The sequence below is a fragment of the Streptomyces sp. NPDC047869 genome, assembly GCF_040704065.1.
Lineage (GTDB): Bacteria > Actinomycetota > Actinomycetes > Streptomycetales > Streptomycetaceae > Streptomyces.
The window spans coordinates 137320-150531 of record NZ_JBEYRK010000007.1 but is presented as its reverse complement, the minus strand read 5'-3'; the positions used below and the strand labels follow the sequence as shown (position 1 = coordinate 150531).

Below are 13212 nucleotides of genomic sequence, written 5' to 3'. Positions count from 1 at the left end.
GTCGAGCGGATCCGGCGCCGGGCGGAGGCGTCAACCGGCCAGTGTGTGCAGGTACTTGCTCGTCGCCGGGTCGGCGGGCAGGAAGGTCTCGATGGCGAGTTCGGCGACCGTGACGTCCATGGGCGTGTTGAAGGTGGAGATCGACGACACGAACGACAGGATCCGCCCGTCGTGCTCGATGCGCAGCGGCAGCGCGAAGTACGGCACCGGCCCGGCCGGTTCGTCACCGGGCGCGTCCTCGGGCACCGGGTACCCGGCGACCTCCTCGTACAGGGCCCGTAGCTGGTCCGAGCGGTCCAGGGCGATCTGCCGCTCCATCTGCGCCAGCAGATGCCCGCGCCACTCGCGCAGATTGCGGATGCGCGGCGCGAGGCCGTCGGGGTGCAGGGTCAGCCTCATCGCGTTCGGCGCCGGCGTCATCAGCTCCTCGGCAACTCCCTCCAGCAGCAGGGCGATGCCCCGGTTGGCGGCGACCACCGTGTACCCGGCGTCGACCACCAGGGCCGGGTAGGGCTCGTAACCCTGGATGAGCCGTTCCATGCCGTCGCGCAGCGCGTCGAGCGCCGGGTCGTCCAGCGGGGTCTCCGGGTAGCGCGGGGCGTAACCGGCCGCCAGCAGCAGCGCGTTGCGCTCCCGCACCGGCACCTGGAGGTGCTCCGCCAGCCGCAGCACCATCTCCTCGCTGGGCCGGGACCGGCCGGTCTCGATGAAACTGATGTGCCGGGCGGAGGAGTCGGCGCGCAGCGCCAGCTCGAGCTGGGACATCCGGCGCCGCTCCCGCCAGGAGCGCAGCAGCCGGCCTGCCTGGCCCTTGTCGGCGTTCGTGGCGGCGGAGGCGGTGGGGCCGGTCGCGACGATGGTCATGCCGTCGACCGTATCCGAGCGGCGCGCCCGATGACGCGTCCCGCCAGGAAGCCGGCCTCACCCGGCCAGGGGGAGGGGCAGCGCCAGAAGGTGGGGCAGCGCCAGAGGGTGGGGCAGCGCCAGAGGGTGGGGCAGCGTCAGAAGGAGGGGCAGCGTCAGAAGGAGGGGCCGGGCCAGAAGGAGGTGCAGGGAGCCGAACGGAGTGCCCGCGCGGCCGAACGGAGTGCGCGGCGCACCGGCCCGGGTGCACGGACGGGCGGACGTGGCAGGCTGAACGCGTACCCGCACACTCCGGAGGGAGACCGTCCATGGCCGTGGAACCGCTGTCGCAGAAGGAGATCGAGGACCGGCTGGCCGAGCTGCCCGGCTGGTCGCTGGACGGCGACCGGCTCACCCGCTCCTACCGGCTCGGTTCGCACTTCGCGGCGACGGCACTGGTCGTGCACATCGCCGGGATCCAGGACGAGCTCGACCACCACTCCGACCTCACCCTCGGCTACAACTCCGTCCACCTGAGCGTGAACACGCACAGCGCCGGCGGCGTCGTCACCGAGAAGGACTTCGACCTCGCCCGCAGGGTGGAGGACATCGCCCCCGGCCACGGAACACACTGACGATGTGCTCGACTACGACGAGGAAGCGGAGGCCTACGACGCTTCGCGCGGCGGCGAACCGCGCGCCGAGGCGGCGGCCGGGGCCGTCCTCGGCCTGATACCCGACCCGCCGGGCCGGCTCCTGGACCTCGCCTGCGGCACCGGCATCGTCACCCGGCGCCTCGCCGCCGCCCGGCCCGGGCTGCGGGTGACGGGCGCCGACCTCTCCACCGCCATGGCCCGCCGGGCGGCCCACCGCCTGCCCGGCACCGTCGTGCGGGCCGACTGCCGCCGCCTGCCCTTCGCCGACGCCGCCTTCGACGCGGTGACCTGCGTCTGGCTGCTGCACCTGCTGTCCGGCCCCGCCGACGTGCGCGCCGTCATCGCCGAGTGCGCGCGGGTCCTCACGCCCGGCGGGGTCTGGGTCACCACCGTCGACAAGGCCGAGGCGCACGACGTCGGCAGCGACATCGACGCCGTCCTCGTCACCCGCCCCCGCCGCCCCGCCCAGGACGCCGCGGACGCCGTCACCGGGTACGCCGCCGCCGAGGGACTCGTCCCGGCCGGGCGGGCCGCCTTCCCCGGCCTCGGCCAGGGCCGCAGCCCGCGGACCACCGTGATGGACCTCAGGCGCGGCTGGTTCACCCTGCTGCCCCCGGAAGGCCCCCGTGCCGAGGAGTTCGCCGCCCGGCTCGCCCGCCTGCCGGACCAGGACCGCCGTCGCCCGGACCCGGTGTTCTCGCTGCGCGCCTTCCGCAAGCCGCCCGCCGCCTGACTCCGGGCGGCAACTCCCGAGCGGCGCAGCTCTCGCCGAACTTCACCGCGTCCAGGATGACCGGCTGCCCGTTCAGTTTCGCTCCTGCGGCCCGCGGCCCTCCCTACTCCTCGGCGTCGAGGCTCTCGAGGTACTCCTTGACGACGTCCGGGTTGCGCCTCATGGTCGCCAGCAGCTGGCCGCGACGATAGTGGTTGCGGCCCTCCTCTACGCGCTTCTCCCAGCCTTCCCGGCCGTCGGCCAACCGCTCGGTGATCAGAAACTCGATGACGTCCTCGACACAGGGCCGGAACCGCTTGCCACCCACGGGAATGTGCAGCTTGTCCAGCGAACGCTTCTGGTCGTTGTTCCGGTTGAGTGCCTCCAGCGCGGGAGACGTGCCGTACACCTGTACATGGGCGCTCGTGTACCTGTCCTTCTCCCGTTCGTAGTCCCAATGGAGCAGGCACGTCTCCAAGGCCTCGTCCGTGAAGATCCCGCAGTATGACGAATGCACCGTCAGGAAATCGTCCTCGTCGTCCAGACGAACCTGGTACGAGAGGTTCATCCAAGCGCGGGGCTTCTTGTTGTCGATGCGCAGCGGGAACGCGATCGGCTGGGTCGGGTTGGCGGCGGACAGGCCGTTGCCGAGAGTGAAGACAGGGCCGACCACGGAACGTGGGCGCAGCACTGCGGCGATGCGCACGTGCTGGCACACGGTTCCGTTGAGGGTTGCCTGCAACTCTTTGGCGAACTTGTAGACCTGCCTGGACAGGTCAGAGGTCAACCGTGCCGCCGATCGACACCCACAGCGCGTGCGCCTGCGACGAGGTGAAGTCGCCCTCGCGCGCCTGTTCCCGCAGTTCGGCATAAGTGAGACCGAGGTCGTCCAGGGCCCGCTGCGCGGCATCCCGGTAGTCGGCGTCGGACACGACGATCACGATGTCGTCCTCGTGATCCGTGAGTGCCTTCTCGTCGATCGTCACACTCATCGTCTACCCCCCAGACGGTTGTGCTGTGCTGCGCGACACTCACAGCATTGCGTACTCAACCGGTTGCTCACAGTCATATGCCCCGGATGGCTGATCCTTTACCACCGAAGTGGCTAACGGTCGCACGCCCGTCTGAAACAGGACTGATATCACGCGAAGGTGACGGCCAGTCAAACGCACGTCGGCCGGTACCGCCGCCACCCCGCCGGCCGTCAGACCCCGTGGCCCGACCAGGCGTCGGGCCGCGGGGTCAGGATCGTGCCGACCACCGGGCCGGACAAGGCCATGACGTCGGCCAGGAAGCGCCGGCGTGTGACGCCGAGCCGGCGCAGGGCCCGGCCGTGGTCGACGGCGACGACGGCGCAGACCGCGAGCAGCAGCAGCCGCCACCCGGCCAGCACCGGGCGGCGTGCGACGCGGGGCAGCTCCAGGAAGGAGGCGTGCAGCCGGGCGCAGTGGAAGGGCACATGGCGTTCCTCGTCGGCGAGGACGCGGCCCGCCACCTCCGAGGTCAGCGGGTCCCCGGCGCCGTCGCGCAGCGCGCGGTAGTACCTCAGGGCCACCACCTCGGCGATCATCAGCACCAGCAGTTCGAGGCGCAGGCCCATCAGCCGCCGCAGCCGTACGAAGACCGTGTCGCTCCAGTGGCCGCTCAGCAGCGGCATCCCGCCCGCGGCCAGCAGGCGGGCGAGCATCCTGGCGTGGTTCTGCTCCTCGGCGACGAACAGCCGGACCGCACGCGCGTAGTCGGCGTCGCCCGCCTGGTCCGCCTTCGCCACGAGGTTGGCGCCGTCGCCGTCCTCCCCGACCTGGAAGCGCTGGATACCGGCCCACACAGCGGGATGCAGTGCCGCGCCCCGCCCCCAGTCGGGGTCACCCTGGGCGGCCCGGCGCTCCCGCTCGTCCTCGAAGTCCCGCACCCACTTGGCGAACTCGTCCCCTCGCACCCGGTCTCCCCTCCCCGGACACGACCGTCGTGCCCTGGACAGGGACGACGCCCGGGGACGGCGAAACGTTGCATCGCCGTCCCCGGGCGTGTGGCGCCGGTCCCGTCAGGTCACCGTGCAAGTCCGGTCACCCAGCTTGAACGACACCGGTTCCGTGTTGGTCCCCGACCGGCTTCCGGTGAAGCCGAAGCTCACCGACGAGCCCGCCGCAACCGTGCCGTTCCAGCTCAGGTTCTTCGCGGTCACCGAGGTGCCCGATACTGCACGCCGGCGCCCTTCGGGCTCCACACGAGCCGGCTGCCGTCGGCGGCCGCCGCCACCGCTCACGCCCATCATCCGGGACGAGTCGAACGGGTCGATCTCCGGACTCTCCGTCATCCAGCGCAGCTTCGGCGTCTGTTCGGGCGAGGAGGGGTGTGCGCCGAAGGGCAGCCAGGGGGTGCTGGAGACGTCGATGGTGTAGCGGCTCGACCGGTCGGGGTACGAGGTGAAGTCCCAGGCCCTGGTCCAGTTCGCGCCGCTGTCCGTGGAGCGGAGGATCTGGGTGTCCGGCCACCAGGAGCTGTAGGCGGTGGCCATGACGGTGCCGGGGTGCTGCCGGCCAGCGCCGGCAGTGCAGGACCTGGGAATGTGCCGGCCGGGCGGCCCCCTTTCGCGGATGGGCACCGCCCGGCCCGGTGACCCCGTCGTCCTGTGACGGGGCCGTGCACGCGGAGCATCAGCGGGGACCTATTCGAGCAGCTCCGCGTACGAGCCCATGGCCAGGGCGATGTCCGCCTCGGCCCAGAAACGGTGGTACGTGAAGACGGGTGCGGCGCCGCCCTTGAGGTAGGCCTCGATCTTCGACCAGGCCGGGTCGTTCTTGTAGAAGGACCGGATCGAGGAGAAGGTCGAGGACGAGTTGACGGTGTCGCCGTTCGGCATCTTGCCGCTCCAGCCGCTCGGCACGTACAGGCTGTCGCTGAACCGGCTGTAGTCGCTGCGGGTCTCGGGGACGGCGATGCCGAGGCCGTCCTGGTAGTTGCCCCACATGCCGTCCAGCAGCGCCTTCGCCGTCGACTTCGCCGCCGTGTCACCGGACTTGGCGGCGTAGTAGGTGAGCGTCTTGGCGTACGCGGCCGCCACGCCGACGTCGTCGGTGTAGTCGGCGACGGTCACATGGAGTCCGCTGTTGGTGCCGGGGCTCGACGCGTTCCACGTGTCGGGCTGACCGGTCCACTGGAGGGTGGAGGGGATCCGGTAGGTGCCGTCCGGGTTGACCGTGGTCTTGGACAGCGCCCACTTGACCCACTTGTCGAGGACCGCCTTGGCCTTCGCGTCGCCGGTCTGCTGGTAGTACTCGGCGACCCGTTCCATCGACCACGCCTGGAAACCGAACCACTGGTTGGACGGCGGGTCGTGGTAGACCGGCTGCCAGTCGTAGTACATGCCGTAGAACGTCGGCGTGCCCGCCGGCGGGGCGGCGTACCGGCCCTGCCAGCTGTTGGTCGCGCCGCCCGCGATCGCGCCCTCGGACGACTGCAGCCACTGGTAGAACTCGAGCTGCCGGGTGAGCGACTTGCCCCAGTCGGCCGCGCCCGTCGCCGACTTGGGCTTCAGGTCGGCGTAGTTGCTCAGGGCGTACGCGGCGAGTGGGTTCTGGTAGCCGCCGTGCACATGGCTGGAGCCGATCCGCCAGGCCCAGCCGGCGCTGGTGTCGGCGGCGCCGCCCCAGGCGTAGTACCAGGACAGCAGGTAGTGCGAGGCGTCCTTGCCGGTGCCGGCCGCGCAGGCGGACGGACCGACGCAGTTGCCGATCTTCTTGAAGTACTTGTCGTACATCGCGTACCGCAGATAGTCGCCCATCTTCGCGGCCTTGGCGACGGTCGCGGAGACGTCACCGCCCTTGCCCTGCGCCTTCGCCCACACGTCGGCCCAGTAGGCGGCCTGCACCGCGCGCGCGTCCGCGTCCGGGGCGTCCGTGTACTTCCACTGCTTGGCGTAGGAGGAGTCGCCGGTGAACAGGTCCAGATAGCCGTTGGCGCCGCCGTACTTGAAGGCGTCGCAGGTCGGCTGCGGGACCGTCTCCCAGACGGACTCCTGCGGACCGCGCTGGAAGGTGTTGATGTACGACGGCCCGGTGGCCGTCGGTCCGGCCTCGCACTTGCCGGGCTCGTCGCCGTAGCCGTAGACGTTGTCGACGTCCTGGATCCAGTGCATGCCGTAGACGTCGTCCGTGCCGTACGCGCTCTTCAGCTCACCGGCGATCGGGTCCGGGCCCACCGACACGCCCGTGTCGAGCTTCGCCGGGTACTCGTTCGGGGTGTCCTGCTCGGGCGCGTACGTGGCCGGCTTCGAGGCGTTGTAGAAGGAGTTCGTCGGCTGGTCGGCGTGCGTGGGGATCATGTACTTCTCCATGATCTCCCAGGCACCGTTGAACTTGGACCAGTCGCCGGTCACCTTCCCGTACATGGCCTGCAGCCAGAGAAGGTAGCCGTAGGCCTCGGACGTGGTCTCGTGACCGTAGTCGGGTGCCTCGACGATCAGCGTCTCCACCGAGTGGTACGGGATGCCCTCGGGGGAGAAGTAGCCGTTCGCCGGGTTGGTGATCTTCCCGTACAGGTCCAGGAACCGGGCGTCGTACGCCTTCGACGCGGCCAGCTCCGTCACCGTGACCGTCGCCTTGGTGTGGCCGGTCGCCGAGGCGGTGAAGGTGGCGCTGCCGGTGCCGGACGAGTCGGCGGTGACGGTCACCTTCTGCGCCGTGTTCCAGTTGGCCGGCGTGAAGGTCAGCGAGGAGCCGCCGGTGACCGACAGACCCGTGTTGCCGTCCGTGCGGGCGACGCCCACCGTCACGTTCGCGCTCGGCTGCGTGGAGAGCTTCACGTCGAAGGTGCCCGTCTTGCCCTGCTGGACGCCGAGTTGCGTGGGCGAGGCGACGACGGCCGGCCCCGAGGAGACCGTGATGCCGACCGGTGTGGACTCGGCGGACGCGCCGAGGCTGTCGTACGCCTTCGCCACCAGTGAATGACTGCCCACGGTCAAGCTTGAGGCCGAGAGCGAGTACGGCGCGCTGGTGTCCGTGCCCAGCAGCGTGGTGTCGTCGTAGAACTCCACCTTGGCGATCGTCGCGTTGTCGGCCGCCGCGGCGGTCGCGGCGAGCGGCACCGCGGTCCCCTGCGAGTAGGTCGCGCCCGCGGTGGGACTGGTCAGCACGGTGACCGGCGGCTGGTGCGCGCCGGCGCAGGTGGTGCCGTTGACCGCGAAGGAGGCGGGCGCCGTGTTGGTCCCGCTGTACGTGAACTGGGCGCCCGTGGAGACCGCGGCCCCGGCGGCGATGGTGCCGTTGTACGAGGCGTTCTTCACGGTGACCGTCTGGCCGGACTGGGACCAGCTGCCGTTCCAGCCGTTGCTCAGCTTCTGGTTGCCGGAGTAGCCGTAGGTCAGGGTCCAGCCGTCGATCGCGGACGTGCCGCGGTTGGTGAGGGTGAGGTCGGCGGTGAAACCGGAGCCCCAGTCGTTGGTCTTGTAGTCGACACTGCACTGGACGCCCGCCGCGTGCGCGGCTGTGGTGCCGGTGGCGAGCATCGTCAGGGGCAGGGCCAGCGCTGCGAGGGCGGCGGTCCACCATCGCCGCGCGGCTCTGCGTCTGCGTCCGGGATCCATGGTGCTGGTTCCTCCTTGCGCTTGCGGCTCGAGGGGGGATGTCAAGGCTTGAACCAGTGGGAGCGCTCCCATAGTGAGGATGACCCCGGGAGCGGTCAAGGTGCTTGAAGAGTCGAAATGATTCGACAGGTCCACTCCCGAAAAAATTCCTCAACTCCCCTGTGCAGGCACGTCACTTGCCGCTACCTTCCAACGCACCAGTGGGAGCGATTCCGTTCAGTCGACGCGTCCGTCACGGCGCGCCAAGCTGCAAGGAGTCGCTCATGCGACACCCCCCGCGTTCAGTACTTTTAGCCGTCGCCGGCGCGACCGCGCTGCTCGGCGGCGTGCTCGTCCCGGTGGTCACGGCCGAGGGAGCCACACCCGCGTGCACGGCGGAGTACGCCGTCACCGGGCAGTGGGACAACGGCTTCCAGGGCTCCGTGAAGATCACGAACAATCAGGCCGCGATGAGCAGTTGGAAGCTCACCTTCGACTTCGCGGCCGGCCAGCAGGTCACCCAGGGCTGGAACGCCAAGTGGTCCCAGTCCGGCACCACCGTGACCGCGTCCAACGAGAGCTGGAACGGCGGTCTCGGCTCCGGCGCGAGCGTCAGCGCCGGGTTCCTCGCCTCCTGGTCCGGCGGCAACGCCGTGCCTACGGCGTTCAAGCTCAACGGCACCACCTGCAACGTGACTTCCGAACCGAGCACACCCCCGCCGACCGATCCGCCCCCGACCGATCCACCGCCGTCCGACGGCACCGCGCCCGCCCTGCACGTCTCGGGCAACAAACTGGTGGACGCGGCCGGCAGGACCCGCAGGCTGCTCGGCGTGAACCGCTCCGGCGGCGAGTTCATGTGCGTGCAGGGCTACGGCATCTGGGACGGCCCGGTGGACGACGCGGCGATCAAGGCGATCGCCGACTGGAAGGCCAACTCGGTCCGCATCCCGCTCAACGAGGAGTGCTGGCTGGGCCTTTCCAACGTCAAGCCCGAGTACGGCGGCGCCAACTACATCAACGCCGTCAAGGACCTGGTGGCCCGCGTCGAGGCGCACGGCATGACGCCGATCGTCGAGATGCACTGGTCCTACGGCCGGTACACCGGCAACTCGGCGGGCTGCTCCGACGTGCACGCCACCTGCCAGAAGCCGATGCCCGACAAGAGTTACGCACCGTCTTTCTGGGCCTCGGTCGCCAGTACCTTCAAGGACGACAAGGCGGCCGTTTTCGACCTGTTCAACGAGCCGTACCCGGACCGGGCGACCTCCAGCACCACGGACGCCTGGAAGTGCTGGCGGGACGGCGGCACCTGCCCCGGCATCTCCTACGAGGTGGCCGGAATGCAGGACATGGTGGACAGCATCCGGGGCGCCGGCGCGACGAACGTCATCCTGGCCGGCGGGCTCGCCTACTCCAACGACCTCAGCCAGTGGCTGACGTACCGGCCCGACGACCCGGCGGGCAATCTCGCCGCCGCGTACCACGTGTACAACTTCAACACCTGTGCGGGCGAGAGCTGCTGGAACTCCACCCTCGCCCCGGTCGCGGCCCAGGTGCCGCTGATCGCCGGTGAGATCGGGGAGAACAACTGCTCGCACGGGTTCACCGACCAGGTCATGAAGTGGTTCGACGACCGGAACCTGTCCTACCTCGGCTGGACCTGGAACACCTGGGACTGCTCCTCCGGACCGTCCCTGATCTCCGGCTACGACGGCACACCCACCGCGTACGGCGCCGGCCTGCGCGACCACCTGCGCGCCCTCAACCCGTAACGGCACCACGGAAGAAGGAACCCGCACTCATGAGTCCTACCAGAACTTCGCTGCTCGCCGCCCTGGTGCTGGTCGCCGGCGCCTCCGGGACGGCGCTCGTCGCCGGACCGGCCGGCGCCGCGGCCACCTCCGTCCCGTGCACCGTCGCCTACCAGATACAGAACCAGTGGGAGACCGGCTTCACCGCCAACGTCACCGTCACCAACAACGCCGCCGCCAAGTCGGGCTGGTCGGTGAAGTGGTCGTACGCCGGCAACCAGAAGGTCACCAGCGCCTGGAACGCGAAGGTCACCCAGAGCGGCGCCGCCGTCACCGCCGCAAACGAGAGCTACAACGGCGCGCTGGCCAACGGCGGTTCCGTCAGCTTCGGCTTCCAGGGCACCTACAGCGGCACCAACGCCGTGCCCGCCACCTTCACCCTCGACGGGGTCACCTGCAACGTCGACGACGGCGGCAGCTCGGGCGGCGGCACCGGCGGCACCGGCGGCGACACGGGCGGCGGCACCGGCGGTGACACAGGAGGTGGCACCGGCGGCGACACGGGCGGTGGCACCGGCAGCCGCGTCGACAACCCCTACACCGGGGCCAAGGTGTACGTGAACCCCGAGTGGTCGGCCCTCGCCGCCGCCGAACCCGGCGGCAGCCGCATCTCCAACCAGCCCACCGCCGTCTGGCTGGACCGGATCGCCGCCATCAACGGGGTGAACGGCGGCATGGGCCTGCGCGCCCACCTGGACGCGGCCCTGAAGCAGAAGGGCTCCGGCGACCTCGTCGTGCAGCTGGTCATCTACGACCTCCCGGGCCGTGACTGCTCCGCCCTGGCCTCCAACGGTGAACTCGGGCCGAACGACCTCGACAAGTACAAGAGCCAGTACATCGACCCGATCGCCTCCATCCTGTCCGACTCGAAGTACGCGGGCCTGCGGATCGCCACGGTCATCGAGCCCGACTCGCTGCCCAACCTGGTCACCAACGCAGGTGGTACCGCGGGCAGCACCGACGCCTGCGCGACCATGAAGGCCAACGGCAACTACGAGAAGGGCGTCAGCTACGCCCTCGGCAAGCTGGGCGCCATCGCGAACGTCTACAACTACATCGATGCCGGCCACCACGCATGGCTCGGCTGGGACTCCAACCTCGGTCCCACGGTCCAGGAGTTCTACAAGGTCGCCACCAGCAACGGCGCCGGCGTGAACGACGTGGCCGGGTTCATCGTCAACACCGCCAACTACAGCGCCACCAAGGAGCCGTACTTCAAGGTCACCGACTCGGTGAACGGCCAGACCGTGCGCCAGTCGAAGTGGGTGGACTGGAACCAGTACGTCGACGAGCAGTCGTTCGCGCAGGCGCTGCGGGACAAACTGGTCGCGTCCGGGTTCAACTCCGGCCTCGGCATGCTGATCGACACCTCCCGCAACGGCTGGGGCGGCACCGCCCGGCCCACCAAGTCCGGCCCGCTGACCTCCGTGGACGACTACGTCAACGGCAGCCGGATCGACCGGCGCATCCACGCCGGCAACTGGTGCAACCAGAGCGGGGCAGGACTCGGCGAGCGGCCCACCGCGGCGCCTGCCGCCGGCATCGACGCCTACGTCTGGGTCAAGCCCCCGGGTGAGTCGGACGGCTCCAGTTCCGCCGTCAGCAACGACGAGGGCAAGGGCTTCGACCGGATGTGCGACCCCACCTACGGCGGCAACGCACGCAACGGCAACAACCCCACGGGCGCCCTGGGGAACGCGCCGCTGGCCGGGCACTGGTTCTCCGGCCAGTTCCAGCAGCTGATGCAGAACGCATACCCGCCGCTCTCCTGACCGGCTGAGCGTCCGCCGGGGCGGGGCCCTCACCGGCCGCGACCCGGCGGATCCCTTTTTGCGGCACCGGCAACACAACTGGCCCCGGCCCCGCGTCCCGGCGCAGGCTGTCCGCATCCGGACGAGAGCGCCCAGGAGGCCGAACCCATGGCACACGAACACCACAGCCACCACCACCCGCACCAGGACCACCACCACGGCGGCGACGTCGACTGGGGTGCGATGGCCGCGATGCTGGAGACGGAGGCCGAGGTGTCCACACCGGCGTACTCCCGGGCCCTGGCCTGGCTGAGCAAGGAGGTGACCGAACCCGGCCTGGTCGTCGACGCGGGCAGCGGGCCCGGGGTGCTCTCCGGCCTCTTCGCGGAGACCTTCCCCGGCGCCCGGGTGATCGCCGCCGACAGCTCCGAGCCGCTGCTGGAGCACGCCCGGGCCCGCGCCGCCCGTCTCGGCTACGGCGACCGCTTCGGCACCCTCGCCGGTGAGCTGCCCGGCGCGCTGCGGGACCTGGAGTACCCGGCGGACCTGCTGTGGGCGAGCCGCAGCGTGCACCACCTCGGCGACCAGCGGGCCGCGCTCACCGCGTTCGCGGAACGGCTCGCGCCCGGCGGCACCCTGGCCATCCTCGAGGGCGGCCTGGCCCCCCGCTACCTGCCCCGCGACATCGGCTTCGGCCGCCCCGGACTGCAGGCACGTCTCGACGTCGTGCAGCAGAACCGGTTCGCCACGATGCGGGCCGAGCTGCCGGGCGCCGTCGCCGAGACCGAGGACTGGCCCGCCCTGCTGGCCGCCGCCGGCCTGAAGCACACCGGCACCCGCACCTTCCTGCTCGACCTGCCCGCCCCGGTCCCGGACCGGGTCCGCGCCCACGTCGTCGACGTCCTGAGCAGGAGCCGTGACATCTACGCGGACGCCCTCGACGCCGACGACCGGGCCACCCTCGACCGCCTCCTCGACCCGGCCGACGAGCGCAGCGTCCACCACCGCCCGGACGTGTTCGTCCTGGCGGCCCACACGGTGCACCGCGCGGTCCGGCCCGTGTAGCCCCGGCGCGTTCCGCGGTGACGGGGCTTGACCTGGAGAGCGCTCCAAGTGATGGACTCCCCTCGTTCACCGACATCCCAGGGGGAAACCATGTACGACTCTCCGGTCGCGCTCATCACCGGCGGTGGCAGCGGCATCGGCGCCGCGGTGGCCCGGCAGTTGCTGGACGCCGGGCACCGGGTCACCGTCACCGGGCGGGGCGAGCGGAAGCTGCGGGACTTCGCCGAAGGCCTGGGCGACCCCGCCGGGCTGCTGACGGTCGCCGGCGACGCGGCCTCCTACGACGACGTGCGCAGCGCGGTGGACCGCACGGTCGAGGAATTCGGCCGGCTGGACACGGTCGTCTCCAACGCGGGCTTCGCCACCCACGACTCCGTCGCCGACGGCGACCCGGCCGGCTGGACCGAGATGGTCCTCACCAACGTCCTCGGCCCCGCTCTCCTCATCCGCGCCTCCGTCGACGCGCTGAAGGAGACCGGCGGCCGGATCGTCCTCGTCGGCAGCGTCGCCGGTTTCGTGCCCACGCCCGGCAACCTCTACGGCGCCACCAAGTGGGCGGTCACCGGGCTCGCCGAGAACACCCGGCGCCAGGTCACGGAGTTCGGCATCGGGGTCACGCTGGTCGCCCCCGGCCGGGTCGAGACGCCCTTCTGGGACAGCTACGGCAGCCTGCCCCCGGGTCGGCTGCTGACCGCGGAGCAGATCGCCGGCTCCATCGTCTGGGCGATCCGACAGCCGGCCGGGGTCGACGTCAACACCGTCGTCGTACGTCCGCTGGGACAGCCCAACTGACCTGCTCCGAAGGTGA

The 13212-nt window shown here is 70.6% G+C and carries 12 protein-coding genes and 1 pseudogene; 6 read left to right on the top strand and 7 right to left on the bottom strand.

Annotated features, from left to right (window positions below; translation table 11 throughout):
• Positions 1-30: 30 nt before the first annotated feature.
• A complete protein-coding gene (locus tag AB0924_RS12125) occupies positions 31-864 on the bottom strand; it encodes a helix-turn-helix transcriptional regulator (protein ID WP_366911312.1) in 834 nt (277 codons plus the stop codon).
• 308 nt (positions 865-1172) lie between these two features.
• Between AB0924_RS12125 and AB0924_RS12120 the strand changes: the two genes are divergently transcribed.
• Both AB0924_RS12120 and AB0924_RS12115 read left to right on the top strand, forming a co-directional pair.
• Positions 1173-1478: a 4a-hydroxytetrahydrobiopterin dehydratase gene (locus AB0924_RS12120; protein WP_366911311.1), complete on the top strand. Its 306-nt coding sequence runs from the start codon at positions 1173-1175 to the stop codon at positions 1476-1478.
• A 4-nt stretch (positions 1479-1482) separates the two neighbouring features.
• Positions 1483-2232 (top strand): class I SAM-dependent methyltransferase, encoded by a 750-nt coding sequence (locus AB0924_RS12115; RefSeq protein ID WP_366911310.1) that lies wholly within the window; start codon positions 1483-1485, stop codon positions 2230-2232.
• A 103-nt stretch (positions 2233-2335) separates the two neighbouring features.
• Here AB0924_RS12115 and AB0924_RS12110 read toward each other — a convergent pair whose 3' ends face one another.
• From AB0924_RS12110 to AB0924_RS12085, 6 genes and pseudogenes are all read right to left on the bottom strand, one after another.
• Positions 2336-2998, bottom strand: a complete 663-nt coding sequence (locus AB0924_RS12110) for a hypothetical protein (protein ID WP_366911309.1) — start codon at positions 2996-2998, stop codon at positions 2336-2338.
• Positions 2988-3203 carry a hypothetical protein gene (locus AB0924_RS12105; RefSeq protein ID WP_366911308.1) on the bottom strand — a complete coding sequence of 72 codons (216 nt, stop codon included), beginning with the start codon at positions 3201-3203 and terminating at the stop codon, positions 2988-2990. The genes AB0924_RS12110 and AB0924_RS12105 overlap by 11 nt, the downstream gene beginning before the upstream one ends.
• Before the next feature lie 212 nt (positions 3204-3415).
• Entirely contained in the window at positions 3416-4150 is a 735-nt protein-coding gene (locus AB0924_RS12100) for a ferritin-like domain-containing protein (protein ID WP_366911307.1), read from the bottom strand.
• Between the two features lie 105 nt (positions 4151-4255).
• Entirely contained in the window at positions 4256-4483 is a 228-nt protein-coding gene (locus AB0924_RS12095) for a cellulose binding domain-containing protein (RefSeq protein WP_366911376.1), read from the bottom strand.
• Positions 4481-4750 (bottom strand): annotated as a pseudogene (locus AB0924_RS12090) (xyloglucanase); the annotation flags it as partial. The gene AB0924_RS12095 and the pseudogene AB0924_RS12090, both read right to left, overlap by 3 nt.
• Positions 4751-4879: 129 nt before the next feature.
• Entirely contained in the window at positions 4880-7795 is a 2916-nt protein-coding gene (locus tag AB0924_RS12085) for a glycoside hydrolase family 48 protein (protein ID WP_366911306.1), read from the bottom strand.
• 263 nt (positions 7796-8058) lie between these two features.
• On the opposite strand from AB0924_RS12085, the gene AB0924_RS12080 reads away from it, so the two are divergent.
• The 4 genes from AB0924_RS12080 (at position 8059) to AB0924_RS12065 (ending at position 13196) form a co-directional block, all read left to right on the top strand.
• A complete protein-coding gene (locus AB0924_RS12080; RefSeq protein ID WP_366911305.1) occupies positions 8059-9549 on the top strand; it encodes a cellulase family glycosylhydrolase in 1491 nt (496 codons plus the stop codon).
• A 29-nt stretch (positions 9550-9578) separates the two neighbouring features.
• The gene (locus tag AB0924_RS12075) at positions 9579-11360 is read left to right on the top strand and encodes a glycoside hydrolase family 6 protein (RefSeq protein WP_366911304.1); all 1782 of its coding nucleotides are present in this window, start codon (positions 9579-9581) and stop codon (positions 11358-11360) included.
• A gap of 147 nt (positions 11361-11507) precedes the next feature.
• Positions 11508-12404 carry a class I SAM-dependent methyltransferase gene (locus AB0924_RS12070; protein ID WP_366911303.1) on the top strand — a complete coding sequence of 299 codons (897 nt, stop codon included), beginning with the start codon at positions 11508-11510 and terminating at the stop codon, positions 12402-12404.
• A gap of 90 nt (positions 12405-12494) precedes the next feature.
• Positions 12495-13196, top strand: a complete 702-nt coding sequence (locus tag AB0924_RS12065) for an SDR family oxidoreductase (protein ID WP_358927886.1) — start codon at positions 12495-12497, stop codon at positions 13194-13196.
• Positions 13197-13212 lie beyond the last annotated feature (16 nt).